This window comes from Nocardioides sp. NBC_00368, from assembly GCF_036090055.1.
Classification (GTDB): domain Bacteria; phylum Actinomycetota; class Actinomycetes; order Propionibacteriales; family Nocardioidaceae; genus Nocardioides.
This window is the reverse complement of record NZ_CP107970.1, coordinates 959,197-982,812: the sequence shown is the minus strand read 5'-3', so window position 1 is coordinate 982,812 and position 23,616 is coordinate 959,197. Positions and strand designations below refer to the sequence as shown.

At 73.0% G+C, this 23,616-nt stretch carries 25 protein-coding genes; 10 read left to right on the top strand and 15 right to left on the bottom strand.

Annotation, left to right across the window (positions count from 1 at the left end; all coding sequences use genetic code 11):
- Window positions 1-7: 7 nt before the first annotated feature.
- The 5 genes from OG984_RS04610 to OG984_RS04590 are packed head-to-tail and all read right to left on the bottom strand — an operon-like array spanning window position 8 to window position 5,820.
- Window positions 8-1,021, bottom strand: coding sequence for an ABC transporter substrate-binding protein (locus OG984_RS04610; RefSeq protein WP_328530463.1), 1,014 nt, complete (start codon window positions 1,019-1,021; stop codon window positions 8-10).
- Entirely contained in the window at window positions 1,018-1,809 is a 792-nt protein-coding gene (locus OG984_RS04605; protein WP_328530462.1) for an ABC transporter ATP-binding protein, read from the bottom strand. The genes OG984_RS04610 and OG984_RS04605 overlap by 4 nt, the downstream gene beginning before the upstream one ends.
- Window positions 1,806-2,942 (bottom strand): FecCD family ABC transporter permease, encoded by a 1,137-nt coding sequence (locus tag OG984_RS04600; protein ID WP_328530461.1) that lies wholly within the window; start codon window positions 2,940-2,942, stop codon window positions 1,806-1,808. The genes OG984_RS04605 and OG984_RS04600 overlap by 4 nt, the downstream gene beginning before the upstream one ends.
- Window positions 2,942-4,621, bottom strand: coding sequence for a prolyl oligopeptidase family serine peptidase (locus OG984_RS04595; RefSeq protein WP_328530460.1), 1,680 nt, complete (start codon window positions 4,619-4,621; stop codon window positions 2,942-2,944). Before OG984_RS04595 ends, OG984_RS04600 begins: the two co-directional genes overlap by 1 nt.
- On the bottom strand, window positions 4,618-5,820 hold the full coding sequence (locus OG984_RS04590) for a hypothetical protein (RefSeq protein WP_328530459.1): 1,203 nt from the start codon (window positions 5,818-5,820) through the stop codon (window positions 4,618-4,620). Before OG984_RS04590 ends, OG984_RS04595 begins: the two co-directional genes overlap by 4 nt.
- Window positions 5,821-5,930: 110 nt before the next feature.
- Between OG984_RS04590 and amiA the strand changes: the two genes are divergently transcribed.
- The 8 genes from amiA (at window position 5,931) to OG984_RS04550 (ending at window position 14,037) form a co-directional block, all read left to right on the top strand.
- The gene (amiA, locus tag OG984_RS04585) at window positions 5,931-6,029 is read left to right on the top strand and encodes a streptamidine family RiPP (protein ID WP_246321463.1); all 99 of its coding nucleotides are present in this window, start codon (window positions 5,931-5,933) and stop codon (window positions 6,027-6,029) included.
- 131 nt (window positions 6,030-6,160) lie between these two features.
- Complete coding sequence (locus OG984_RS04580) at window positions 6,161-6,949, top strand: hypothetical protein (RefSeq protein WP_328530458.1); 789 nt, start codon at window positions 6,161-6,163, stop codon at window positions 6,947-6,949.
- Complete coding sequence (locus OG984_RS04575; RefSeq protein ID WP_328530457.1) at window positions 6,946-7,926, top strand: CocE/NonD family hydrolase; 981 nt, start codon at window positions 6,946-6,948, stop codon at window positions 7,924-7,926. Before OG984_RS04580 ends, OG984_RS04575 begins: the two co-directional genes overlap by 4 nt.
- Entirely contained in the window at window positions 7,923-9,326 is a 1,404-nt protein-coding gene (locus OG984_RS04570) for a YcaO-like family protein (protein ID WP_328530456.1), read from the top strand. The genes OG984_RS04575 and OG984_RS04570 overlap by 4 nt, the downstream gene beginning before the upstream one ends.
- Before the next feature lie 13 nt (window positions 9,327-9,339).
- Window positions 9,340-10,329: a hypothetical protein gene (locus tag OG984_RS04565; protein ID WP_328530455.1), complete on the top strand. Its 990-nt coding sequence runs from the start codon at window positions 9,340-9,342 to the stop codon at window positions 10,327-10,329.
- Window positions 10,326-11,984 (top strand): ABC transporter ATP-binding protein/permease, encoded by a 1,659-nt coding sequence (locus OG984_RS04560; RefSeq protein ID WP_328530454.1) that lies wholly within the window; start codon window positions 10,326-10,328, stop codon window positions 11,982-11,984. The genes OG984_RS04565 and OG984_RS04560 overlap by 4 nt, the downstream gene beginning before the upstream one ends.
- A complete protein-coding gene (locus OG984_RS04555) occupies window positions 11,981-13,675 on the top strand; it encodes an ABC transporter ATP-binding protein (protein ID WP_328530453.1) in 1,695 nt (564 codons plus the stop codon). Before OG984_RS04560 ends, OG984_RS04555 begins: the two co-directional genes overlap by 4 nt.
- Window positions 13,672-14,037, top strand: a complete 366-nt coding sequence (locus OG984_RS04550; RefSeq protein ID WP_442940953.1) for an HU family DNA-binding protein — start codon at window positions 13,672-13,674, stop codon at window positions 14,035-14,037. Before OG984_RS04555 ends, OG984_RS04550 begins: the two co-directional genes overlap by 4 nt.
- Before the next feature lie 69 nt (window positions 14,038-14,106).
- On the opposite strand, the gene OG984_RS04545 is transcribed toward OG984_RS04550, so the two are convergent.
- The 4 genes from OG984_RS04545 to OG984_RS04530 are packed head-to-tail and all read right to left on the bottom strand — an operon-like array spanning window position 14,107 to window position 18,834.
- The gene (locus OG984_RS04545) at window positions 14,107-15,498 is read right to left on the bottom strand and encodes an ABC transporter ATP-binding protein (RefSeq protein WP_328530452.1); all 1,392 of its coding nucleotides are present in this window, start codon (window positions 15,496-15,498) and stop codon (window positions 14,107-14,109) included.
- Window positions 15,495-16,346 (bottom strand): ABC transporter permease, encoded by an 852-nt coding sequence (locus tag OG984_RS04540; RefSeq protein WP_328530451.1) that lies wholly within the window; start codon window positions 16,344-16,346, stop codon window positions 15,495-15,497. The genes OG984_RS04545 and OG984_RS04540 overlap by 4 nt, the downstream gene beginning before the upstream one ends.
- Window positions 16,343-17,296 carry an ABC transporter permease gene (locus OG984_RS04535; protein WP_328530450.1) on the bottom strand — a complete coding sequence of 318 codons (954 nt, stop codon included), beginning with the start codon at window positions 17,294-17,296 and terminating at the stop codon, window positions 16,343-16,345. The genes OG984_RS04540 and OG984_RS04535 overlap by 4 nt, the downstream gene beginning before the upstream one ends.
- Window positions 17,293-18,834 (bottom strand): ABC transporter substrate-binding protein, encoded by a 1,542-nt coding sequence (locus tag OG984_RS04530; RefSeq protein WP_328530449.1) that lies wholly within the window; start codon window positions 18,832-18,834, stop codon window positions 17,293-17,295. The genes OG984_RS04535 and OG984_RS04530 overlap by 4 nt, the downstream gene beginning before the upstream one ends.
- Window positions 18,835-18,973: 139 nt before the next feature.
- Here OG984_RS04530 and rpmG point away from each other — a divergent pair, with 139 nt between their 5' ends.
- Window positions 18,974-19,144 carry a 50S ribosomal protein L33 gene (gene rpmG, locus OG984_RS04525; protein ID WP_328530448.1) on the top strand — a complete coding sequence of 57 codons (171 nt, stop codon included), beginning with the start codon at window positions 18,974-18,976 and terminating at the stop codon, window positions 19,142-19,144.
- A 101-nt stretch (window positions 19,145-19,245) separates the two neighbouring features.
- On the opposite strand, the gene ykgO is transcribed toward rpmG, so the two are convergent.
- The 6 genes from ykgO to OG984_RS04495 all read right to left on the bottom strand — a co-directional run bounded on the left by ykgO (window position 19,246) and on the right by OG984_RS04495 (window position 21,872).
- Window positions 19,246-19,368: a type B 50S ribosomal protein L36 gene (ykgO, locus tag OG984_RS04520; RefSeq protein WP_045547214.1), complete on the bottom strand. Its 123-nt coding sequence runs from the start codon at window positions 19,366-19,368 to the stop codon at window positions 19,246-19,248.
- 15 nt (window positions 19,369-19,383) lie between these two features.
- Window positions 19,384-19,620 (bottom strand): 30S ribosomal protein S18, encoded by a 237-nt coding sequence (gene rpsR / locus OG984_RS04515; RefSeq protein ID WP_328530447.1) that lies wholly within the window; start codon window positions 19,618-19,620, stop codon window positions 19,384-19,386.
- 25 nt (window positions 19,621-19,645) lie between these two features.
- Window positions 19,646-19,822 carry a 50S ribosomal protein L32 gene (gene rpmF, locus OG984_RS04510; RefSeq protein ID WP_328530446.1) on the bottom strand — a complete coding sequence of 59 codons (177 nt, stop codon included), beginning with the start codon at window positions 19,820-19,822 and terminating at the stop codon, window positions 19,646-19,648.
- 35 nt (window positions 19,823-19,857) lie between these two features.
- Window positions 19,858-20,976 carry a GTP-binding protein gene (locus tag OG984_RS04505; protein WP_328530445.1) on the bottom strand — a complete coding sequence of 373 codons (1,119 nt, stop codon included), beginning with the start codon at window positions 20,974-20,976 and terminating at the stop codon, window positions 19,858-19,860.
- Window positions 20,976-21,236 carry a type B 50S ribosomal protein L31 gene (locus tag OG984_RS04500; RefSeq protein WP_328530444.1) on the bottom strand — a complete coding sequence of 87 codons (261 nt, stop codon included), beginning with the start codon at window positions 21,234-21,236 and terminating at the stop codon, window positions 20,976-20,978. The genes OG984_RS04505 and OG984_RS04500 overlap by 1 nt, the downstream gene beginning before the upstream one ends.
- Window positions 21,237-21,314: 78 nt before the next feature.
- Window positions 21,315-21,872 (bottom strand): helix-turn-helix domain-containing protein, encoded by a 558-nt coding sequence (locus OG984_RS04495; RefSeq protein WP_328530443.1) that lies wholly within the window; start codon window positions 21,870-21,872, stop codon window positions 21,315-21,317.
- Window positions 21,873-21,945: 73 nt separating this feature from the next.
- Here OG984_RS04495 and OG984_RS04490 point away from each other — a divergent pair, with 73 nt between their 5' ends.
- A complete protein-coding gene (locus OG984_RS04490) occupies window positions 21,946-23,505 on the top strand; it encodes a bifunctional NAD(P)/FAD-dependent oxidoreductase/class I SAM-dependent methyltransferase (RefSeq protein WP_328530442.1) in 1,560 nt (519 codons plus the stop codon).
- The last annotated feature ends 111 nt before the right edge of the window (window positions 23,506-23,616 follow it).

The window sequence follows — 23,616 nt, the reverse complement described above, 5'->3', positions numbered from 1 at the left end:
ACCCGGCTCAGAAGGCGTCGGGGTGCAGTCCCTCCGCGATCGTCCGCACCGCGGCGACGTTGCCCAGCGTGCCCGGGAACGTGTCCGGGGTGCGTAGCGCGACGAAGCGGTCCTCCTTGACGGCGGTGACGTCGGGGAAGGTCTGGCGCAGGTACGTCTCGACCCGCTCGGCCTCGGCCTGCTCGCGCACGGCGAAGACGATGACGTCCGGGTTGCGGGCGGCGATCTCCTCCGGCGAGACGACCGCGGAGAAGAACTGCTCGAAGAGCTTCTCGTCCGGGCTGAAGACGTTCTCACCGCCCGCGCGCTCGATCATGTCGTACTCCACGCCGGCGCCGATCGCGGAGAGCGTCTTGTCCTCGATGTAGAGCTGCGCGACGGTGGGCCGCGGGCGGTCCGCCACGGCCTTCTCGACGGCCTCGAGGTCGGCGCGGGTCTCGGCGACCAGCTCGTCGGCGGCGGCCGGGACCCCGAGGATGCTGCCGAGCGCCTCCAGGTCGGTGAACAGATCCGTGACCTCGCCCGTGGCGCGGCGCTCGGGGCAGCCCCCGGCGGCGACGTACGTCGCGACGCCGGCGTCGGTGAGCTGGTCGATGGTGGCGAAGCCCTGCTCGGCGGTGAACTCGTACTCGGTCGGGGCGACGACGGCGTCGGGCCGCACGTCGAGCAGCTGCTCACGGGCCGGCGGCGAGTCCGTGCTCAGCTCCGGAACGTCGTTCGCCTTCGCGGCCACGTCCTCGGGGAGCTCGTGCATGGCCGTCTGCGCCTGGCCGACGAGCCGGTCGGCGACCCCGAGGCGGACGAGCAGCTCGGTCTGGGCCGGGCTGAGCCCGACGATCCGCTCGGGAGCGGACTCGACCGTGACCTGGCGTCCGCAGTTCTCCACGGTCACCGGGTAGCCCTCGGCGGCCTCACCGGCCGCCGCCGCGTCGTTCGTGACGCCGGTGCCGCCGCATCCGGTCGCGGCCAGGAGCGTGAGCGCCGCGACCGGGACGGTGCGCAGCAGTGGGGTGGTGTTCATGTGTTCCTCTCTCGGGCCCGCGCGGACGTCCCGCGCAGGAGCAGGTGGGGGGTGCCGGCCTCCGGATCGGTGATCCGGCTGGCCTCGACACCGAAGACCTCACGCACCAGGTCCGGCGTGAGGATGTCGGCGGGCTCGCCGAGCGCGACGACGCGCCCGCGGTCGAGCACCGCGACGCGGTCGCAGTAGGCCAGCGCGAGGTCGAGCTCGTGCAGGGCGACCACGGTGGTGATGCCGAGCTCCGCGACGGTGTGCATCAGCTCGAACCGGTAGGAGACGTCGAGATGGTTGGTCGGCTCGTCGAGCAGCAGGAGCTCGGCCTCCTGCGCGATCGCCCGGGCGAGCAACGTACGCTGCCGCTCCCCGCCCGAGAGCCGGTGCACCGGCCGGTCGGCGAGCGCCGAGACGCCCGCCAGCGTCATCGCCCGGTCCACGACCAGCCAGTCCGCGGCACTGTCACGGCCGAGCACGCCACGGTGCGGGGTACGTCCCAGCAGCACGCTCTCGGCGACGGTGAGCCCGAACTCGTCCGGCGGCTCCTGGGCCATCACCGCGACCCGGCGCGCGATGTCGCGGCGGCTCATCGTGGCCACGTCGGTGCCGTCGAGGTGGACGTGGCCCGAGGCCGGCCGGAGGGCGCCGAAGCAGGCCCGCAGGAGCGTCGACTTGCCGCTGCCGTTCGCCCCCAGCAGACCGAGCACCTCGCCCGGCTCGACCACGACCGAGGCCGCGGTGACGACCTCGCAGCTGCCCCGGTTCAGAGTGAGGTCCAGCGTCTCGAGCCTCATCGCGCCATCCCCTGCTCGTCGGCGGCACGGCCGCGCATCAGCCACAGGAAGAACGGCACCCCGATCAGCGCGGTGATGATGCCCAGCGGCACCTCGGCGGGCGCCGAGACCGTCCGGGCGATCAGGTCGGCGCCGCACAGGAACAGCGCGCCGCCGAGCACCGCCACCGGGACGATGCGCCGGTGGTCGGAGCCGACCAGCACCCGGGCGATGTGCGGGACCACCAGACCGACGAAGCCGATCCCGCCCGCGACCGAGACCACGGTGCCGGTGAGCAGCGCGGCGGAGAGCAGCAGGACCGCCCGCAGCCGGTTGACCCGGACGCCCAGCGCGGTGGCCGTCTCGTCGCCGACCTGCAGCGCGTTGACGGCGCGCCCGGTGGTGAGGGAGACCACGAGGGCGACCACGAGGGCCACCAGCGGCCCGGCCAGGTCGGTCATCGTGGCGGCGGAGACGGAGCCCAGCAGGAAGAACATCACGCTGAACACGTTCTGTGCCTCGGTCGTGAGCGTGAGGTAGCTCGTGATCGCGCTGAAGAAGGTGCCCAGCGCCACCCCGGTCAGCACCAGCCGCTGCGGGGCGATGCTGCCGTTCTTGTACGCCACCGCGAACACCGCCGCGGTCGCGACCGCGGCGCCCAGGAACGCCGCCGTCCCGATCCAGGCACCGACCGCCGCCGCGCCCAGGACCACGACGGAGACCGCGCCCACGCCCGCGCCCGAGGAGACGCCGATGATCGCCGGCTCGGCCAGCGGGTTGCGTACGACTGCCTGGATGAACACTCCGGCCAGGCTCAGCGCCGCCCCGGCCAGCGCGGCCAGCAGCGCGCGGGGCAGCCGGAACTGCCACACCACCTGGTCCTGGAGCACCGTGTAGGTGCCGTCGCTCATCCACGGCATCCCGGGCAGCAGGTGACCGGTGACCAGCCGGGCGGCGTCGAGGGCGGTCAGGTCGACGGTGCCCGAGGACGCGGACAGCGCGACGACCACGACCAGCGCGGCGGCGAGGCCCACGGTCAGCAGCCGGGCGCGCCATCGTCGCCGGGCGATGACGGCGGGGACCTGGCCGGCGGGCCGTTGCCTCATTTCCGGAGGTGCCTCGTCCGTGGTCACGGCGGTATCGGTGGGGGTCATCACGCTCCTGTGGGTTGGTGAGCTGAGTCGAGGGCGAAGTCGAGGACGGAGGCTGCGAAGTCGTGCACGGAGTCGAGGTGGTTGCCGCCATGGCCCATCCGCGGGCTGTGGCTGCGTACGACCTCGGCGCCGCGCGCCGTCAGCACCTCGGCGAGGCGGTCGGTGGGTGCGGCGGCGACCCGGGAGTCCTCCGCGAACGTGGTCAGCAGGAAGCGCGGCCAGTCCTGGCCCGGATACCGGTCGGCGCGCGCGAAGGGCGAGTAGTCGTCCATCGCGGCCCGCACCGCGGCGTCGCGCGGGTCGCCGAACTCCTCGGTCCAGTGCCGCGCGCCGGGGTGCTCGGTGAAGCGGTGCGGGTCGAGCGGTGCGGCCGTGCAGGCGACCCCGGCGACGAGGCCCGGCTCGGCGAGCGCGGCGGAGACGGCGACCAGTCCGCCGAGCGAGCCCCCGGCGAGCACCAGCCGCTCCGGTCGGGTCAGGCCGAGGCGTACCAGCTCACGGGCGACGGCGACGGCGTCGGCGACCGTACGCACCTTGCCCGCGCCCTGTCCGGCGATGTGCCACGGGGTGCCGGCTCCGCCGCCACCGCGCAGCCGGGCGGTCACGTGCAGCCCGCCGAGCTCGCACCAGGCGGCGACCGAGGGCTCGAAGCGAGGCAGGTCGACCACGCCGAAGCCTCCGTAGACCTCGAGGAGGGTCGCGCCGCCCGGCTCTCCGGTCAGGACGAGCTCGATCTCGGCGCCGTCGTCCGCGGTCACGGTGGTCAGCCGGGACCGCGGGCCGTGGTTCGTCGAGCGCCCGGCCTCCTCGGCCGGCATCACCCGCGGTGCCCCGGCCGGCGACTCGATCCGCACCCAGGCGCGGTCCTGTGCCCAGGCCAGGCCCGAGACGGTACGCACCGCCTGCTGCCCCGAGATCGCCACGGTCTCCGTCGGTGCGAGGACCTCGCCATCGGCGGCGAGGCGGATCAGGACCGAGTGGCCGTCTCGGACGAGATGGACCAGTCCGCCGCCAGGAGCGGCCTGGGCGTGCACGGGCACCCCTGGCAGGGTCTCCAGCCGGCACCGTGCAGGAGCACGACCGGGCAGACGGAGGCTCACCAGCTCCTCGCCGGTCACCGCCAGCACCGTGTCGCCGGCGGCGGTGATGCTGCGGATCCGGGGAAGCTCGAGGACCTCTGCGCCGTCGGTGCCGACCAGCCGGGTCCGCTCCGCCCCGGTCCGGGCGACGACCACGCCGTCACCGGCACCGATCGGTGTCAGACGCTCGCCGGCGTCGCCGACGAACAGCGTCCGGGCCGGCTCCCCGGGCCGGACCCGCAGGCAGCGACCCGCGGCGTCGACGAGGACCAGGCCCTCGTCGTCCCAGGCCATCTGCGCGTGCCTGACGGCCACCCCGTCGACCTCCGTCACCGTTCCCGACGTCGTGTCCACCAGCAGCATGCGGCCGTTCTCGGAGCCGTCGTCGCTGACCTCGACCGCGACCAGGCGCCCGTCGGGCGACGGTGCCGCGGCTTGGATCCGTGCGCCCGGGTCGAACACCACCCCGCCGTCCTCGTCCACCAGGACCGGCAGCAGGTCACCAGGGCGCCGCGAGAGCCGGAACCGGCCCATCGGCAGCCCCGGGCGTCCTACCCGCTCGGCACGACGCAGCGCGTCGTGAACGCTCTCGCGCGTCACCGTCCGACCCCGTCGACCTGTGCCTCGGGCGCCCTGATGACGGCCAGGTGGCCTCCCTCGTCGACGGGAGATCCCAGCTCCAGGGTCGACTCGATGCCCGAGCCACGGACGAGATGGATCTGGCCGTCGCCTCCGCGGGTGACCGCCGCCAGGTCGGCCGAGACCAGCGCGAGGGCGCGCCGCTGCGCGGACCGGTCGCCCACCGGGTCCCAGGGCGCGACGCCGGGCCGCGGAGCGGCGCTCATCGGCGGCAGCTCGATCTCGCTGAGCCGGCCGTCGGCGAGCATCGCCAACCGGTCGCCGTCGGGGTGCACGATCGTCCAGGCGACCGTGCCGTCGAGCGCGTGCGGCCGGAACACCAGGCCGTCGCCGGTCCGGGTCAGCTCGCTGGAGCCGTCCAGGCTCCAGCGCACCAGGTGGTTCGTCCAGGTGTGCCACTGCGCCGCGTCCGCGTCGGCCCCACGGACGGCGGCGACGATCCCCGCGTCCGGGTCGAGACGGAGGAAGTACGCCCGTCCCGGCACCGGCCACGGCCAGGTCTCCAGACGCTCGGGCCGTCCATCGGTGACCCGCAGCCGCTCGATGCCCGCCTCGGTGGACAGGTGGACGACGCCGGACCGGTGGTCGGCGGCGTCGCCGTGGCCGAGGTCTCCGGCCAGCTCCAGGCGTTCGCCGCGTACGACCGGGCAGTGCGGGCCGGCCCCGAGCAGGTCGCTCAGCGCGATCACCTCCGCCTCGCCCGGCTCGCGGTGCCGCAGCACGACCATGGGCTCGCCTGTTCCGGTATCCGGAACGATCACGACGCCGGGCTCGCCGGTGCGGACCCGCACCCGCACCGCGGTCGTGCCGCTCGCGTCGGCCAGGTCGACGACCGTGACCAGGTCGCTCCACGGCTCCCAGGAGGCGCCGAGCCCGGTCGTGACCACGACGTAGCGGCCCGTCGGGTCGCAGGCGAGGTGCTCGGCGGGGATCGCGATCGGCACTCTGCGGGCCTGACCTGCGCCGTCGAGCACCACCAGCGTGCCGAGGGCGTCGTCGGCGAACACCGCCCGCGCTCCCCCGGGGGCGCCCGCCGGGAGCGTCAGGACGCCCGCGTGCTCGGCCAGCGTGGCACTCGACCAGGGGCCGGGCAACGACCCGAGATCGAAGGTCCGCCAGCGGCCGGCGCGGTGGTCTGCGAGGACCAGTGTGGGGTTCATGGGCGGAACACTACTGGTATTGGGAATGATTCTCATATACGTTTTGCCGCTGTCCGCACCAGCGGGCCCCGGCGATGCCGGGTCGAAACGATCCGACAGAGGAGATACCGATGAACAACGACATCGTGAGCGAGATCGAGGACACCGAGCAGCTGGCGCACCTGTCCGCCTCCCACTCGAACGCGCTGGTCGAGAACCCCTTCGACTGATCGCAGACGGGTGAGCACCACGTGCCGTTCGGGCGAGCTGGCCACCGTCTGATCGCGGGGGCGCCGGGCTGACGAGCCCGGCGCCCCCGGCCCTTCCCCCACCATCGACCACCGAGCAGCCAGGAGCCCCGATGTACCCCAGACACGACTGGCGTCCCCTTCCCGCCGCCCGCGGCGAGGTCCGCCTCTCCCCCGACATGCCGGCGCTGCGTACCGGCTCGGGCGACTTCCTCCGGCTGCACGACCTGCCCCGCCCCGGCCGGGTCCCGACCTACCGCTACCTCCTGCGCGTACGCCGCGCCGCGCTCGAACGCGAGGAGCGGGTCCGCGCCTCGCGGTGGCCCGAGGGGCGGCGCAGCGTGCTCGTCCTCGGCCGCGACCGGCTCAGCCGCGCGCTGGCCGCCGAGCTGGCGCGCTCGGGTGCCGACGTCCGACGCGACCACGGGAGCGACCACGGAAGCGGGGAGACTCCGCGTGCCGATGCCGTCGTGGACGTACGCGAGGCTCCGCAGCGCTCCGAGCCCGACGAGCACCTGGGGCAGCTCGTCAGCGGCGGAGCGGTGCTGCTGCGCGGCCGGCGCGAGGGCGGCCGGATGCTGATCTTCCCGCTCGCCATCGACGGCAGCGAGGCCACCCCCGACCAGGTCAGCCGCCGCCGGCTGGCCGCCTCCCCCGCCGCCCCCGAGCTCTCCTCGTGGCTCTCGAGCAGCCGCCGCGACGCCCGGCCGCTGGCCCGAACGACCTTGACGCTCACGGTCGCGCGCTGCCTGTCGATCCTGGAGGACTGGGCGGCCGAGGATCCCGCCGTCGCCGAGCACCGGCGCCTGCTGCGCGTCATCGGGGACGGTCCGCGCGAACGTACCCACACGGTCCTCGGGTTCGACGAGCCGGCGCCGCGCCCGCAGGGACCCACCCGGTGACCCATCCCGAGGTCGTTCCCTTCCCGGTCGGCACCCGCGACGGCGTGGTCCTCGGCGGCTGGCTGGCCCGCGCGACCGGCGCCGCCCGGGCTGTGGTGCTCGTACGCACGCCGTACGACGCCCACGCCCACCTGCCGCTCGCTCGGTCGCTGGCCCGTCGCGGCTTCGACTGCCTGGTCCAGGACGTACGCGGCCGCTACACCTCCGGCGGCAACTGGCGGCCCTACGCCGCCGAGGCCGTCGACGGCGTCGACACCGTCGACGCCCTGCATCAGCGCTGCCCGCGAACCCCGGTGGTGGTCTACGGCGCCTCCTACGCCGCCCACACCGCCCTCGAGACCGCCCGTGCCGACCGCCGCGTGAGCCGGGTGGTCGCCCTGGTGCCTGCGCTCGGCGCCCACGAGACCGCCTACTCCGTCGACGGGACCCCGCAGCACCTGGACCGGCTCGGCTGGTGGACGATCCACGGCTTCGGCCGCCGGGCCGAGGCCGCGCTGGCGCCCGAGGCCCTCCGGGCCGCGACCGCAGTCGCGGACCGCGAGGGCCCGATGGCTGCCGCGGCCGGTCTCGGCTGGGAGCCGACGCGCCTGGACGCCTTCGCTGAGCTCTGGTCCACCCCGGCGCTCGACCTGGCCGACCACTTCGGCGACGCCACCGCGCCGCTCCTGGTGGTCACCGGCGATGCCGACCCGTTCGACGCGTACGCCCGCCGGCTGGCCGCCGGGTGGGGCTCCCGCAGCGGAGCGGAGAGAGCCCTGGTCAGCGGCCCCTGGGGCCACGACCTCGGCACCACGGACCCCACGCTCCGGGCGGCGTACGACGCTGCCGGCTCCCCCGGCCGCACCATCCTGCGCTGGCTCACCGACGGCGAGCCCGCACCCGGCCAGGAGCTCCGGCTCGATGTCGCCGCCCGGGCCTGGTCCGAGCGGGCACTCGTCACCACGACCGCGCCGGCAACCGAGAGAGGACACGCATGACCGGGTCACCCACAGCGATGCCGCCGCTGGACGTCGAGCGGCTGGTGGACAAGGAGACCGGGCTGATCCGGCGGGTGCGCGAGGTGCTGCGCCCCGAGCGGGCGCCGCTGCGCTACACCTCGCTGACCGCCGAGGTCTCCGACGCACGCTGGCTCGGTGACTGGCCGGCCGACCGGGTCTCGCTCGGCACCACCTTCGGCGACGTCGCCGGGGCCCGGATCGCCGCGATCGCAGAAGGCGTCGAGCGCTACTGCGGGAACTTCATCCCGGACGGGCTCGACCCGGCCGAGTTCCGCCTCGGGTCCGCGGCCGAGCTGCGGGGCCAGGGCGAACCTGTCATCGAGCTCGATGATCTCCCTTCGTGGAGCGCCGATCAGCTCGCCCGTCCCGACTTCCCCTACCGCGCGCTCGACGACCAGGTGCCGACGCTGTGGAGCCGCTGCCGCGAGCAGCCGGCCACCGGCTACACCGAGGAGGCGGCCGACGTGTGGATGCCGCACGCCCTCGTCGGCCTCAACTGGCGCCAGCGCCGGTTCGTCCACCTGGACCGCGTCTTCCATCTCAACTACGCCGGCATCGCCACCGGGCAGGGCGCAGCCGACGCCCACGACCGCGGGCTTCTCGAGGTCGTCGAGCGCGACGCCCTCGAGGTCTGGTGGCACCACGGCGGCCCGGCCCGCGGCATCGACACCGCGTCGGTCCCGGGTCTGAGTGCCGACCTGGAGGGAGCGCCCCTCGACGTCCACGTCGTCCAGATGCCCACCGAGCTGGCCCCGGCCATGGCGGCGCTGGTGCGCGACCGGGAGACGGGTGTCTACGCCGCGGGCTTCTCGGCCTCCACCGACCCGGTGCGGGCCGTACGCAAGGCCGTGCTCGAGGCGGTCCACACCTGGATCTACACCCTCGGCTGCCGCGACGCCGACGGCTGGGTCTTCCAGGCCGTGCGCGCCGGACTGATGGCACCCGGCCTCTACCTCGACCATCGTGAGGACCGCCGCTACCTCGACGCCGCGGGCCCGGACTTCGCGAACGTCCGCGACCTCGGCGCCCATGTCCAGGTCTGGCTCGATCCCCGGGTGCATCGGCTCGCCGAGCGGTTCACCGCACCGGCCCTCGGCACGGTGCCCGTCTCCGAGGTGCCGGCCACCGACGTCGCCGAGGTGCGCCGCCGGCTCCACGAGGGCGGTCACCGGGTCATCACCCGCGACCTCACCACACGCGACGTGGCGCAGACGCCGCTGCGGGTCGTACGCACCTTCGTCACCGGCCTGGTGCCGAACGCCCCCGCCGCGTTCCGCTACCTCGGCATGCCGCGCTTCGGCGAGGCCGCCCGGCGACGGGGCTGGACGCCGGCCGACCCCGACGAGCCGCTGGCCCTGTGCCCGCCGCCGCACATGTGAGCGGCAGCCGACCATGACCTCGAGCGTGGCGCTCCTCGAGAGCGCCTTCTACCCCGACCTCCCGGGCGCTCCGCTGCCGCCGGGGCCGCGTGCGAACCGCTGGCCAGGCGAGCCCGTCGAGGTCGGCGGCGCGGCAGCGACGGCCGTCCACCGGCTGTGGCGGGCCCGTGGCCACCATGCGCGCCCCGACGGGACCCTGACGACCGTCCCGTGCCGCGCAGTGCCCTCGGCGGGCGGCTGCTACCCGGTGCAGTGGCACCTGGTGGTGCCTCCCGGCCGTGGCGGCCACCTCCGGCCGGGGCGCTACGTCTACCGCCCGGGGACCGAGCAGCTCGTGCGCCGGCTCGATCCCGGCGGCCCGATCCCGCCCGGCCCCGCCGAGATCGTCGTCACCGTTCAGCCGGGCCGCACCTTCGGCCGCTACCGTCACCGGGCCTGGCCGCTGTGGGTCGCCGACGCGGCGTACGCGCTCGAGGCGCTGCTGCTGCTGGTCCCCGGGGCCCACCTGCCCGAGGACTGGTCGGATCTCGCGCTCGCCCGCCACACTCTCGGCCTGCCTCGGGCGACCCAGGCGGCGTGGTGGCTCGAGCGTGGCCTCGCACCCGAGATCGCCCTGGCCCGCATCAGGCTTCCGCTCGCGCCTCGCCTCGACGAGGTCGCCTGCTCCGCGATGAGCTCGCGGCGCAGCCCGGCGCTCGAACGCTTCGACCGCCGCTGCTCCCAGGGCGCCACCCCGCCGGACGTCGCCGAGGTGGCCCGGCAGAGCGGCCAGTCCTGGGTGCTCGGCGCCGACCGTGTCATCTCCTGGGAGCGCCCCGACCGTCTGGACGCCACCGGCTACGCCCGGCTGTGGCAGCTCCACCGCGAGGCCGCTCGGCACACCTACGCCCTGAACGCCCGAGGCCACGGCGTCCGTGCCGTCTCCGGGTTCTGCACACCGCCGGCGGGCTCACCGCCGCTGGTCCATGCCCTCGCCATCCTCGAGAACGGAGCCGACGGATGATGGTCGACACCCTGCTGCTGCGCACCGCGCTGCGACATCCCGGACCCGCCGCGACCACCGTCGGGCTGCAGGTCCTGGTGACCGCCAACTACCTCCCGCAGGCCTATGCCCTGGCGCAGGGACTGTTCGCGGTGGTCGACGGCGACGAGGCCCGCGCGGTGGCGGCAGCTCTGTGGATCGGGGCGATCGTGGCCGCACGCTGGCTCCTGTCGTGGGTGCAGGTGCGCGCCGCGGCACGACTGGGAGAGGACGTACGCCTCGGGGTGCGCGACGAGGCGCTGCGCGGCGTCCTGGTGCCGCAGGCCCTGCACGACCCCGGCCGGCGCGACGGCGGCCTGCGAACGGCGCTCGTCGACGGGGTCGACGGGGTCGACGCGTACGTCACCCGCTACCTGCCGGCACTGGCCCAGGCTCTCGTGCTGATCCCGGTCGTGACCGTCCTGCTGGTTCTGGTCCACCCGCTCACCGGCCTCGCTGCCGGGCTGGCGGCCGCCGCCGCGCTGGTGGCTCCGCTGCTGTGGAAGCAGCTCATGCGCCGACGCTCGGACGACCACTGGGACACCTACGAGGGCCTGGGCTCCGACCTGCTCGAGGCCCTCCGCGGGATGTCGACGCTGCGCCTGCTCGGCCAGGTCGAGACGATGCGTGCCCGGATGGCCCGGCGAAGCCAGGACCTGCACCGCGCGACGGTGCGGGTGATGCGTACGTCGCTGCTCGACACCGCGCTCATCGACCTCGCCGTCCAGGGAGGCACGGTCGCGGCCGCCGGGCTCGCGCTGGTGGCCAGCGTGACCGGCTCCGGGGTGCCACCGACCGAGCTCTACCTGGCGCTCATGCTGGTGAGCGAGGTCTTCCGGCCCATCCGGGACCTCTCCGCCGCCTGGCATGCGGGCTATCTCGGGACCTCCGCCGTCCCGGCGCTGCGAAGGCTCGGCGTCGGCAGGGGCCACGGCACCGGGCCGCGTGGCCCGGCCGAGGACGACCGGCCGGCATCCTCAGGAGCGGCGCTCGTCCTCGACGACGTCTCGTTCGGCTACCCCGACGGGCCGGCGATCCTCGACGGCGTCAGCGCCGTCTTCGAGCCCGGCGCGGTCACCGCCGTCGTCGGCCCGAGCGGCGCCGGGAAGACCACCCTCCTCGACCTGGTCCTCACCCACCTCTCCGCCACCAGCGGCCGGGTCCTCCTCGGCGACCGGCCGGTGCGTACCTCCGACGTCGCGGTGGTCTCGCAGCGGCCGGTGCTCTTCGAGGGAACCGTGCGCGAGAACCTCCGCGTCTCCCGCCCCGAGGCGAGCGATCCGGACCTGTGGGAGGCGTGCGCGGCAGCCGGCATCGAGGAGGAGGTACGCCGCCTCCCCGCGGGCCTCGACACCCCGATCGCCAGCGCCGGAGCGAGCCTGTCCGGCGGCCAGCGCCAGCGGATCGCGCTGGCCCGGGCCGTCCTCTCGGACCGGCCGGTCCTGCTCGCCGACGAGCCGACCAGCGCCCTCGACCCGGCTGCGGCACGCACCGTCACCGCCACGCTCGCACGGCTCTCCGCCGACCGCATCGTGGTCGTGGTCGCCCATCGCGAGGAGTCGCTCGACGGGGTCGAGCGCGTCCTCGAGCTCGCCGACGGGCGGCTCACCCCACTGCTCGACGGGAGCCACGTATGACCGCCACGACCACGCCCGTGCGGCCCCTCACCGGCCTGCTCGGCCACCTGCGCGGCGAGCGCCGCGCCATCGCCGCCACCATCGCGCTCGTAGTCGTCAGCCAGGTGTGCCTGGGGGCGATCTCGGTGCTGCTGGCCGCCGCCGTCGGCCACGCCGTCGTGCTCCACAGCGCGCCCCCGGGTTGGTTCTGGGCACTGCTGGCCGGTCTCGTGGTTCTCCGGGCAGTGTTGACCTGGGGCGAGATGGACGCCTCCCACGCGCTCGCGTTCCGGGTGCTCGCCCGGCTCCGGATGGCGCTCTTCGACCGCTATGCGGTCGCGCTGCCGACCAGGCGTCGCGAGAACGTCGGCCGGGCCGCGTCGACCGCGATGAGCGACACCGAGCGTCTGGAGTTCTTCTACGCCCACACCGTGGCCCAGCTCGTGGCCGCGGCGGTCAACGCGCTCCTCGGCGTGGTCGTTCTCGCCGTCGTGGAGCCGGTGCTCGCGCTGGTCACCCTCACCGGGCTCGCGCTCGTGCTCTCGACCGTTCCGCTCGGCCGGCGCCGTCTGGAGGCGCTCGGAGGCGAGGTGGTCGAGGCGACCGGCGCCCTCTCCGACCGTGTCGTCGACGTGCTCGGCGGCCTGCGCGAGGTGCTGGGCTACGGCATCCACGGACCGGTGCGCCGTCAGATCAGGGAGACCGGCGCCGCGGCCGCCCGAGCGGCGGGGAGGCTCGAGACCACCCATCGCGTGCTCGCCGGTGCGCGCGAGGCCGCGGTGACGCTCGTCGGCGTCGGAGTGCTGGTCGGCGTCATCGGCCGTGACGTCGCTGCCGAGCAGGTCGCCGCCCTGGTCGTCCTCGCGCTCGCGACGGTCGCACCGGTCGCGGACGCGGCCGCCACCTGCGCCCGGCTGCCCGCCCTGCGTGCTGCCGCCGCCCGGGTCGGCGAGGAGCTCGCCCGCCCGGCCGCGCTCACCCGCGACACCCCGGTGGCCGCCCTGCCCGAGGGACCGCTCGGTCTCACGATGGGCGAGGTGGGCTTCGGCTACGACGACCGCCGGGTGCTCGACGGGTTCGACCTGAGCATCGCCCCCGGGGAGCACGTGGGCCTCCGCGGAGCCTCGGGGGCGGGCAAGTCCACCGTGGTGGCCCTCGCGAGCCGGCTCTGGGACCCGGACACCGGCACCATCGCGTTGTCGGACTCCGACTCGGGCCAGGTGGCGATCTCGGCGGTCGACGACGCCGACCTGCGAGCCGCGCTGGCCACCGTCGAGCAGGACGGCGCCCTGTTCAGCGGCACCGTGCGCGAGGCCGTCGCCGCCCCGTCGACGACCGACGCCGAGATCGAGGACCTGCTCGCCCGCCTCGGGCTCGCGGGCACGGTCACGCCGGGGAGCCACATCGGCGAGGGCGGCCTCCGCCTCAGCGGCGGGCAGCGGGCCCGGCTACGGCTGGCGCGTGCCGTCCTGCACCGCCCGCGGATCCTGATCCTGGACGAGCCGACCGCGGACCTCGACGAAGCCTCCGCCCGGCTGGTCACCGACCTGCTCGGCACCGTCCCTGCCACGATGCTGGTGGTCTCCCATCGCCACCAGACCCTCGCCGCGATGGACCGGGTCGTCGACATCGTGCCGTCCGAGCCCTCCGCAGACCCCGCAAACCCCCGCAGAGCCCGTAACGACGCGGGACACGCGGCGCGTAAAGGTTGAAGATCCGCAGGTCTGGCCTACGCTGGCGACGAGCCGCATCTCGTCAACCTTTGCGGCTCGGATCAACGATTAAAGGAGATCGCATGAACCGCACCGACCTGGTGAGCGAAATCGCCAAGCAGGCCGAGATCACCCAGACGCAGGCCTCCGCCGCCCTGGGTGCTGCCATCGAGGCGATCAGCGCGGCCGTCGCTGGTGGCGACAAGGTCACGCTGCCCGGCTTCGGTACGTTCGAGTCGCGCGAGCGCTCGGCTCGCACCGGCCGCAACCCGCAGACCGGCGCCGAGATCAAGATCCCGGCCTCGAAGGGCCCGGCGTTCAAGGCCGGCTCCGCTTTCAAGGAGCGGGTCGCCAAGGGCTGAGTCCCGTGGACACACAAGAAGGGCCGGATCGATTCGATCCGGCCCTTCCCGCATTTCTCCCCACCTACTTCACAGGGCGATCTCCCGGTCGGCGAGGGCCGCCGACAGGTCGGTGTCGTGGGTGACCAGCAACAGTGCGGCCCCCGATTCGGAGACCTCGCTCATGAGCGCGTCGACCGTCTGCTCCTGGGTGACCAGGTCGAGCCGTGACGTCGCCTCGTCGGCGAAGACCAGCGACGGCCTCGGCAGCATCGCCCGCACGACCGCGATCCGCTGCAGCTCACCACCCGAGACCTGCCCGGGACGACGCCTCAGGATCTCGTACGGCAGCCCGAGCCGCTCCAGCATCGCCTCGACCTGCGGCGCCTCGATGCCGTGGCGCCGCATCACGTCGCCCATCGCCTTCTCCAGGCTGACCCGCTGCGGGAACGACAGCGCCGGGTCCTGGTAGAGCTTCTGCATCCGGCCCCTCCCCATGCCCTGGCCGTACGTCACCGACCCGCTGTCGACCCTGGTCAGCCCGAGCAACGCGTTGCCGAGCGTCGTCTTGCCGGCACCGCTGGGCCCGGTGATCGCGACCCGCTCGCCCGCGTGGACCTCGAGGTCGACGCCGTCGAAGACCGCCGTGTGGGCGTAGGACTTCGAGATGGCCTCGGCCCGGACGAGCACGTCGCCGTCGTCCGGAGCACCGGTCCGCATCCACGGGTGTCTCCAGTGCACCGGCTCCGCCGCGAGCAGCCGCTTGGTGTAGTCCTGCGCCGGCGAGGTGAGCACGACCTCGACCGGACCCGACTCGACCACAGCGGCCTCCCGCATGACCATCACCTCGCCGCCGAGCCGGCGAGCCAGCCGCAGGTCGTGAGTGATCGTGAGCAGCAGCCCGCCCTCGTCGAGATGAGCAAGGAGCAGGTCGGCGAGCTGGTCGACCGACGCCCGATCGAGGCCCTTGGACGGCTCGTCCAGGATCAGCACCTTCGCGCCACCGACGGTGGCCGCGGCGTACGCCACCCGCTGGGCCATCCCACCCGAGAGGGTGTGCGGATAGGACGAGCCGGCACCGGCCAGACCCACCTGGCCGAGACGCGTGTCGGCCGCCTCGAGCGCACCGGCGCTTCGCGGTCTCCAGCCGGCGACGCCCTCGGCGACCTGAGCCCGCACCCGCATCGTCGGGTCGAGCGCGAGCGCCGGCTCCTGCGGGAGCAGGGCGACCTCGCGACCCCACAGCGTGCGTCGCGAGTCCCGCTCGGCCAGGTCGAAGGAGGCGTCCCCGATCGCCAGGGCGCCGACCGCCGACAGCTCGGGCGGCAGCGTACCCATCAGGGCATGGGCCAGGACCGACTTCCCCGACCCGCTCTCCCCGACGATCGAGAGCGGCTTGCCGGCCTCGATGTGGACGTCGGGTACGTCGGCGAGGACGAGCGACCCGGTGCGTACGACCACTCCGGTGGCTTTCAGGTTCATCGCCCCTCCTCATTCGATCGCAGCCCGAGCAGGCAGACGGTCAGGCAGAACAGCACCGCGACCGGCGCCAGCGGCATCCACGGCGCCGCGTCGTAGAACGGGAACGACTCGGTGATCATCAGTCCGAGCTCCGCCCGCGGCGGCTGCAGCCCGACCTTGACGAAGCCGAGGGTCGACATCGCCAGGATCGAGGTGACCATGCCCAGCGAGGACAGTGTCACCAGGAGCGGCCGGAGGGCCGGCCAGAGGTGGCGGCGTACGACATGGGGCCAGCCGAGCTGCAACAGCCCGGCGGCCTCCACGGCGGGCGAGCCGAGCACCAGGGCGCTGCGCGCGCGCACCACCCGGAAGAACTCCACCCACTGCACGAGCGCGAGGCCGACGTAGAGGGCGACCATCGATCCAGGCGCGGCCAGCGCCGAGACCAGCAGCACCACGAGCAGCGCCGGGACAGCGACGAAGGCCTCCGAGATCGAGCGGAGCAGCGCATCGACCCAGCCGCCGAACCACGCCGACAGCACACCGGCGACGCAGCCGAGGATCAGCGCCGTGGCGACGCAGACGGCCGCGAGCAGCAGGGAGACGCGGGTCGCGTGGGCGACGCGGGAGGCGACGCTACGGCCGTAGTCGTCGGTCCCCAGCGGGTCGGCGACCGACGGCGGCTGCAGATAACGAGCCAGATCCTGCGCCGCCGGATCGGGCAGCACCAGGGGCCCGACCAGCGCGAACGCGATGATCAGCCCGAGCCCCACCAGCGACGCGATCCGTGTCCAGGCGATGTATCGAGCTTGTCGAGATGAGCGCACCGGACGAGCTCCGACGGTCTGTTCCAGCATCAACATGCTCATGCCGTCACCGCCCGTCCCCGCGGCCGCGGGTCGAGACCCAGCACCGCCAGGTCGACCAGCGTGTTGACCAGCACGATCAGCAGCGCCAGCACGAGGGCCGACGCCTGCAGCACCGGGATGTCTCGCCAGAAGACGGCATGCACCAGCGAGTGGCCCAGCCCGTCCCAGGCGAAGAGGCTCTCCACCACGACGACTCCTTCGATGAGCACGACGAACTGCACGCCGAGGTAGGGCACCAGCGAGACGGCCGCGTTGCGCAGCACGTGGCGCACCAGCACCCACCTCTCGGGCAGCCCCTTGGTCAGCGCGAACTCCACGTAGGCCGAGCCACGGACTTCCACCACCGCGTCACGGGTCACCCGGGCGATGAGCCCGGACAGGCTCAGCCCGAGGGTCAGCGCCGGAAGGACGATGCCACCGTCACCGTGCCCGACCGCCGGGAAGAGCCCCAGCTGGGCCGAGAGCACGATCATCAGCAGCAGACCGAGCAGGAACGGCGGCACGGCGCGTACGCCGGCCACCCACAGCGACGAGAACCGGTCGGCGAAGCCACCGGGCCGACGGGCAGCGACGACACCGATCCCGGCACCGACGATCACCGCGATCACGATCGAGAGCACCGCCAGCTGGAGCGTGGCGGCCAGGTAGTGGCTCACCTCGGTCAGGACCGGCTGGGAGGTGACCAGGGACCGGCCCAGGTCGAGCCGGAGCAGGTCGGCGACCCACTCCCCCAGCTGCTGCCACAGCGGCCGGTCGAGCCCGAGCTCGTCACGGACCGAGGCGGCAGCGTCGGCGTCGACCATGTCGTAGCCGTAGCGCCCCGCGGCGATCCGGTAGGCGATGTCCCCCGGCAGCCGCTGGGTGATCACGAAGCAGAGCGCCGAGACGCCGATCGCCACGGCCAGCGCCTGGGCGCCGCGGCGGGCGATCACACCCCCGAGGCGGGTCATCCGGCCAGCTCGATGTCGGTGATCCGCCAGCTGGTCTCGAGCGCGTCGATCTGGAAGCCCTCGACGCGGTCGCTGACAGCGGCGTTCATCCGGTACCAGGAGACCGGGACCAGCGGCAGCTGCTCCTGGGCGGTCGTCACGATCGTCCGGCGGTGCTGGGCTGCCTCCTCACCCTCGGCGCCGGCCATCAGCGCGGCCACGGCCTCGTCGACAGCCGGGTCGCTCCACCCCATGGTGCCCCAGTCGGAGCCGCCCTCGGCGAAGGTGTCGGCCACGGTCGGCAGCGGGTCGGAGATCAGCGCGAAGGACTTGGCGACGAGGGCCATCTGCAGACTGCCGTCGCCGTGCTTGGCCGGCACCTCGCTGGAGTTCGTGACCTCGACGTCGACCTGCACGCCCACCTTCTTCAGCTCGGCCTGGATCGCGGTGGCCAGCGCGGGCAGCTCCGGACGGTCCGGGTAGGTCAGCAGCTCGAGCGTGAGCGGCTTCCCGTCCTTGGCGACGGTGCCGTCGGCGCCGGCCTTCCACCCGGCCTCGGCCAGCAGCGCCTTCGCCTGCTCGGCGTCGTACGTCAGTGGCTCGAGCTCCGCGTCCCAGTCCGCCAGCGTCGGAGTCAGCAGCTGGGTCGCGGCGATGTCCTTCTCCCGCAGGACCGCCTCGGCGATCGACTCGCGGTCGAGCGCCATGCTGATCGCCTGCCGGACACGTACGTCCTTCAGGGCTGGATCAGCGGCGTTCATCTTCATCAGGATGGTGCGCGGCTGCAGGGCGGAGACCATGTCCACGCCGTCGGTGCTCTCCACGCGCTCGCGGCCGGCAGGCTCGAGACCGAAGACCACGTCTGCCTGGCCGCCGGTGGCCATGACCGCACGGCTCTCGGCCCGGCCGACCGCCTGGAACGAGACCTTCTCGACGTCGGGCTCAACGCCTCGCCAGTCGGCGACGCGTACGGTCTCGATGCGGGAGGGAAGCGACACCTCGGCGACCTCGTACGGACCGGTCCCGATGACCTTCTCGACCTTCCCGTCCGCGTCGTAGGACGACGGAGCCAGGATGCCGGTGCTGTAGTGGGACAGCGTCGCGGGAACCGACACGTTCGGCTCGCTGAGCTCGATCACCACCGAGCTCCCGTCGGCACGGATCGTCTCGACGCCGACATCGGCGAGCGGACTGGCGGCGTCGGCGGCCATCTTCTGGAGCACGGCGACGACGTTCTCGGGCGTCATCGGCTTGCCGTCGTGGAACTCGACGCCGTCGGCGAGCTCGAAGGTCCAGATCTTGTTCGCCTCGTCGGCCGACCACGCGGTGGCGAGGCCCGGGACGAGGTTCCCCTCCACGTCGGCCGTGACCAGCGTCTCGGTGACGTGGAGCCGGGTGAAGAAGTAGCCGTCCGAGGACGGCTCGAGGCTGTGGATCTCGAACGGCCCGGCGATCCTCAGGGCGTCGGAGGCGGCGGACTGCGAGGAGCCGCAGGCCGTCGCGGCGAGCGCGACGGCGGCGAGCGCCGCGGCGCCACGCAGGTGGGGGCGGGTGATCATGTTGTTGCCTTCCAGTCAGGAGGGCCCACAACCTAGTTGAGAATCGTTATCATCACCAAACCGGTTAGACACTCGGCTGCCCTTGGGCGTAGCGCTATGATTAAGTGATAACCGTTCTCATTACAGTTAGAGGTTGAGCATGGCAAGCAGGTCATCGGACGTACGCCCCAAGATCAAGCTCCGTTCCACCGCGGGTACGGGCTACACGTACATCAGCAAGAAGAACCGCCGGAACACTCCTGACCGGCTCGTGCTGAGCAAGTACGACCCGGTGGTGCGGCGCCACGTCGAGTTCCGCGAGGAACGCTGACGCTCGCCGCGCTCCGGGCCGCGGTCTGTTGATCATGGTTCTCGACGCACGACGGCGCCGAGCCCCCGATTCCGGGGACTCGGCGCCGTCGGCGCGATTGATCAGCCCTGACGAGCCTTCAGCCGTGGGTTCAGCTTGTTGATCACGTAGACCCGGCCGCGACGGCGCACGACCTGCGAGCCCGGCTGGTTCTTCAGCGAACGGATGGAGTTGACGACCTTCATGATGGGGTTCCTCTCTCAGCCCTTGGTGCTGGTGTAGGGCAGCAGGGCCATCTCGCGGGCGTTCTTGACGGCCTTGGTGACCGCGCGCTGCTGCTGCGGGGTCAGCCCCGTGACACGTCGGGAGCGGATCTTGCCGCGGTCGGAGATGAACGTACGCAGCAGCTGCACGTCCTTGTAGTCGACATCGGTGACACCGGGATCGAGCAGCGGCTTGCGGCGCTTGCGGACGGGCGCGGACGGGCGCTTGGGCATGGGGTGAGCCTTTCGGGGATTCGGGTCAGCGGGCCTTGGCGGGATCGATCAGCCCGCGCTGGACGGCGCGGACCAGGCGCCGGGGCACGTCGTAGGTCTGTCCGTCGACGGTCACGGGCACAAGGGCGACCGGGGTCGCCTTCCAGCTCGACCGGCGGTGACGGGTGTTGCTGCGCGACATCTTGCGCTTGGGTACGGCCATGGCGGCCTCCTTCTGATGGTTGTCGACAGTCCGGGTCAGGCGGCACGACCGATGGGGCCGAGCCAGTCCTCCAGACCGTCCCAGGACTCCTCCCAGATCTGACCGCGCTGGGCGATCTCCTGGTCGGTGAGCAGGGCGCGCTCGAAGGCGCGCGGGATCTCGTCCGCCTCGTCGTCGATGCCGACCACGACGATCCGGGTGAGCCGATCGGTACGACCCCACTTCTGGGTCGAGCCGACGCTCGCCTGACCGCCGGCGCCGTCCCACACGCAGATGTCGTCGGGCCGGGTCGGCACCCAGAAGCAGCCGCGCGAGCGGCGCGGGCCGCCGCCGAGGATCTCCAGCTCGTCCTGGAACCGGATCGGATGGATCGGACGGTCGGAGCGCAGGTCGAGCCGCCACGCACCACCCTCGGGCAGCGGCGGCAGCTCGTTGCGGCGCACCTCGGCGACCCATGCCTCCACCGCGTGGTGGCGGTGCACACCGGCGACCAGGCCGGCGGCGTCCAGGAGCGAGGGGTCGGTCACCACCGGCGTACGCGGCCGGGCGAGGGTCGCCACCAGCGACTCCTCCTCCGGCTCGGGGGCCTCGGTGATGCAGACGACGTCGGCGTACTCCACGATCGCACTGGCGACCTCTGCCACGCCGCGGCGATCGTCCTCGGAGGTGGCCAGACCGCGCTCGTCGAGGAGGTCGGGACCGAGCAGGTCCTCGGCCACCGTCGTGCCCTCGAGCGCCGCGACGACGGCGGAGATGCCGATGTGGGGCGCCATCCGCGGCGCCCAGGCGAGCACCCGGCAGACCTGGACCGCCTCGGCGGCGACCGGCAGGCAGGCCACGATGCTCCCCCAGCGTCCCTGGGCCGCGAGACGCTCGAGCGTCGGCACGATGTCCTCGCGGATCGCGCAGGCGACGCAGGCATGAGCGAGGTTGATCTCCTCGTGCTCGATCACCCCGGTGACGTCGCTGACGACGCGGGTGAGGAGCTGGCGCTCGGGGTCGATGACGTGACGGACCGTGACCGCGTCGGGGAGGCCGAACTGCAGCGAGATCGTCGCCGAGAGCATCGCGCCCTCCTCGACCCCGCTGACCAGGATCACCGGCACCTTGGGGCGGGACAGGTTGCGGGCCGACCGCGGCCGGGGCGCGCTCATCAGCCGCGCCCGTAGCGACGCTTGAACCGTTCGACCCGTCCTTCGGTGTCGACCACGCGGCCGCGCCCGGTCCAGAACGGGTGGCTGGCACTGGAGACATCGACGTCGACGACCGGGTAGGTCTCGCCGTTCTCCCAGGTGACGCGCTCGTGGTCGGCGGCGAGACGCTCGACGAGCGTCGACCGCATCAGGAAGAGCTTGTCCGCCGAGCGGTCGCGGAAGACGACCGGCCCGGAGACGGGGTGGATGCCTTGCTTCATGGGGACCTCCCGCTGTGGCTAATGATAACGATTCTCATCTTACACACCGGGTGGCAGTCGCTCACATCGAGGCGAGCATCACCCCTCGGCGGTGTGGGTGTGCATGCGCACGCCGTCGCTGTTGAAGATGCTCAGCACCTGCGCCGGGCGCGAGCCGGTCGCGAACATCGCGTGCGGCACCCGGGTGTCGAACTCGGCGGCCTCGCCACGGGTCAGCACCAGGTCACGATCGCCCAGCAGCAGCCGCAGCTTCCCGGAGATGACGTAGAGCCACTCGTAGCCGTCGTGCACCCGTGGCTCCGGCACCTCGGTCACCGGCTCGTAGGTGATCTTGAAGGTGCTCACCGGTGACCCTTCAGGAGTCAGCGGCGCGATCTCCATTCCGTCGCGGCGGACCACCGGCCGGCGAACCCGCGGGTCCGGCACCGACGGCGTCACCAGGCTGTCGAGGCCGACTCCGAGGTGGCGGGTCAACGGGATCAGCAGCTCGAGGCTCGCCTGCCGCTTACCCGACTCGAGCCGGGACAGCGTGCTCGGCGACATCTCCGCCATCGCGGCCAGCTGCTCGAGCGTCCACCCCTTGCTGTGCCGGATCGCCCGGATCCGCGGTCCGACCTGCTTGAGCTCGTCGATCATGTGCTCCATCTCCCATTTGCCATTTCAGCAAGAACCCTTGCCGTTCTTTCATTGTGCCACTGAACTGGATGGCATGAACACACACTCAGAACACCTCGACGTGATCGTCATCGGCGGCGGCGCCGCCGGACTCTCCGCGGCCCTCATGCTGGGCCGTTCCCGCCGCCGGACCCTCGTGGTCGACTCCGGCCTTCCCCGCAACCGCTTCACGACACACATGCACGGCGTCCTCGGCCACGAGGGCATCGACCCCGCGGAGCTGCTGCGCAAGGGGCGCGAGGAGCTGGCTGCGTACGACGTGGGGATCCGCTCCGGCCGCGTCGCCCGCCTCGATGAGAGCGAGGAGGGCGTGAGCGTCCTCCTCGAGGACGGCGAGCGGCTCGCCGCCCGGATCGCGATCGTCGCGACCGGCGTCACCGACGACCTCCCCGACATCCCGGGTCTCGCCGAGCGCTGGGGCGCCACCGTGCTGCACTGCCCCTACTGCCACGGCTGGGAGGTGCGCGACCGGCGGATCGGCGTACTGACCACCTCGCCGCTCGGCATGCACCAGGCACAGCTGATCCGGCAGTGGAGCGACGACGTCGTCGTCTTCACCGCCGGCCTCGGCCAGATCGAGGAGGCGGACGAGCGGCGGCTGCTGGCGCGTGGGATCACGCTCGTGCCGGACCCCGTCGTCGAGGTCGTCGGCGAGGGTGACCAGGTCACCGCGGTGCGTACCGCGGACGGGTCGACCACCGAGGTCGGCGCCATCTTCACCGCCGGCGCTCTGCGCCCGCACGACGGCTTCCTGACCCACCTCGGCCTCGAGCGCACCGACACCCCGGTCGGCAGCTTCCTCGCCGTCGACGCGACCGGCAAGACCAGCAGCGACCGGATCTGGGCGGTCGGCAACGTCTCCAACCCGATGGCCAACGTCCCGATCAGCATGAGCGCAGGCACGATGGCCGGCAGCTTCGTGAACGCGACCCTGGTGACCGACGACTTCGACCGCGCCGCGTCCGGGACCGCGCCGGTGGACTTCTGGCAGGAGAGGTACGCCGGCAGTGACCGGATCTGGTCCGGCAAGGTCAACACCGTGCTCGGCGACATCGCCGCCGACCTCGAGCCCGGGACCGCGCTCGACCTGGGCTCCGGCGAGGGCGCCGACGTCATCTGGCTGGCCCAGCACGGCTGGCAGGCCACCGGCATCGACATCTCCGCGAACGCGGTCAGTCGCGGCAAGGAGGCCGCGCGGGCGGCCGGACTGGCCGAGGAACGGGCCAGGTTCGTCGTCTCCGACCTCTCCGACCCGGCCGTCCTGGACAGGGGCTACGACCTGGTCACCGCGAGCTTCTTCCACTCCCCCGTCGAGCTGCCCCGCACCGCCATCCTGCGCCGGGCCGCCGATCTGGTGAACCCCGGCGGCCACCTGCTGATCACCTCGCACGCCGCGGCGCCGCCGTGGGCCGACGCCGCGGCCCACGAGCACCGCTTCCTAGACGCCAAGGAGGAGCTGGCGGAGCTCGACCTGTCCGAGGACGCCTGGGACACGGTCGTCCTCGAGCACCGGCACCGTGCCGTGACCAGCCCGTCCGGCGAGCCGGCCACGCTCGAGGACGCGGTCGTCCTGCTCCGCCGCCTGAGCTCCTGATGGGGCAGCGAGTCACACCAGCCCCATGAATACCCGGTTGACCGGGAAAACTTGGACTTGTCAGGCACTGAAACACCCGACAAGTCCAGGGATACCCGGTCGACCGGGTAT

Excerpts from the sequence above, each read along its gene's own strand:
- OG984_RS04610 (WP_328530463.1), bottom strand. The coding sequence starts at position 1,021 with ATGAACACCACCCCACTGCTGCGCACCGTCCCGGTCGCGGCGCTCACG.
- OG984_RS04605 (WP_328530462.1), bottom strand. The coding sequence starts at position 1,809 with ATGAGGCTCGAGACGCTGGACCTCACTCTGAACCGGGGCAGCTGCGAG.
- OG984_RS04600 (WP_328530461.1), bottom strand. The coding sequence starts at position 2,942 with ATGACCCCCACCGATACCGCCGTGACCACGGACGAGGCACCTCCGGAA.
- OG984_RS04590 (WP_328530459.1), bottom strand. The coding sequence starts at position 5,820 with ATGAACCCCACACTGGTCCTCGCAGACCACCGCGCCGGCCGCTGGCGG.
- amiA (WP_246321463.1), top strand. The coding sequence starts at position 5,931 with ATGAACAACGACATCGTGAGCGAGATCGAGGACACCGAGCAGCTGGCG.
- OG984_RS04580 (WP_328530458.1), top strand. The coding sequence starts at position 6,161 with ATGTACCCCAGACACGACTGGCGTCCCCTTCCCGCCGCCCGCGGCGAG.
- OG984_RS04570 (WP_328530456.1), top strand. The coding sequence starts at position 7,923 with ATGACCGGGTCACCCACAGCGATGCCGCCGCTGGACGTCGAGCGGCTG.
- OG984_RS04565 (WP_328530455.1), top strand. The coding sequence starts at position 9,340 with ATGACCTCGAGCGTGGCGCTCCTCGAGAGCGCCTTCTACCCCGACCTC.
- OG984_RS04560 (WP_328530454.1), top strand. The coding sequence starts at position 10,326 with ATGATGGTCGACACCCTGCTGCTGCGCACCGCGCTGCGACATCCCGGA.
- OG984_RS04555 (WP_328530453.1), top strand. The coding sequence starts at position 11,981 with ATGACCGCCACGACCACGCCCGTGCGGCCCCTCACCGGCCTGCTCGGC.
- OG984_RS04545 (WP_328530452.1), bottom strand. The coding sequence starts at position 15,498 with ATGAACCTGAAAGCCACCGGAGTGGTCGTACGCACCGGGTCGCTCGTC.
- OG984_RS04540 (WP_328530451.1), bottom strand. The coding sequence starts at position 16,346 with ATGAGCATGTTGATGCTGGAACAGACCGTCGGAGCTCGTCCGGTGCGC.
- OG984_RS04535 (WP_328530450.1), bottom strand. The coding sequence starts at position 17,296 with ATGACCCGCCTCGGGGGTGTGATCGCCCGCCGCGGCGCCCAGGCGCTG.
- OG984_RS04530 (WP_328530449.1), bottom strand. The coding sequence starts at position 18,834 with ATGATCACCCGCCCCCACCTGCGTGGCGCCGCGGCGCTCGCCGCCGTC.
- rpmG (WP_328530448.1), top strand. The coding sequence starts at position 18,974 with ATGGCAAGCAGGTCATCGGACGTACGCCCCAAGATCAAGCTCCGTTCC.
- ykgO (WP_045547214.1), bottom strand. The coding sequence starts at position 19,368 with ATGAAGGTCGTCAACTCCATCCGTTCGCTGAAGAACCAGCCGGGCTCG.
- rpsR (WP_328530447.1), bottom strand. The coding sequence starts at position 19,620 with ATGCCCAAGCGCCCGTCCGCGCCCGTCCGCAAGCGCCGCAAGCCGCTG.
- rpmF (WP_328530446.1), bottom strand. The coding sequence starts at position 19,822 with ATGGCCGTACCCAAGCGCAAGATGTCGCGCAGCAACACCCGTCACCGC.
- OG984_RS04505 (WP_328530445.1), bottom strand. The coding sequence starts at position 20,976 with ATGAGCGCGCCCCGGCCGCGGTCGGCCCGCAACCTGTCCCGCCCCAAG.
- OG984_RS04500 (WP_328530444.1), bottom strand. The coding sequence starts at position 21,236 with ATGAAGCAAGGCATCCACCCCGTCTCCGGGCCGGTCGTCTTCCGCGAC.
- OG984_RS04495 (WP_328530443.1), bottom strand. The coding sequence starts at position 21,872 with ATGATCGACGAGCTCAAGCAGGTCGGACCGCGGATCCGGGCGATCCGG.
- OG984_RS04490 (WP_328530442.1), top strand. The coding sequence starts at position 21,946 with ATGAACACACACTCAGAACACCTCGACGTGATCGTCATCGGCGGCGGC.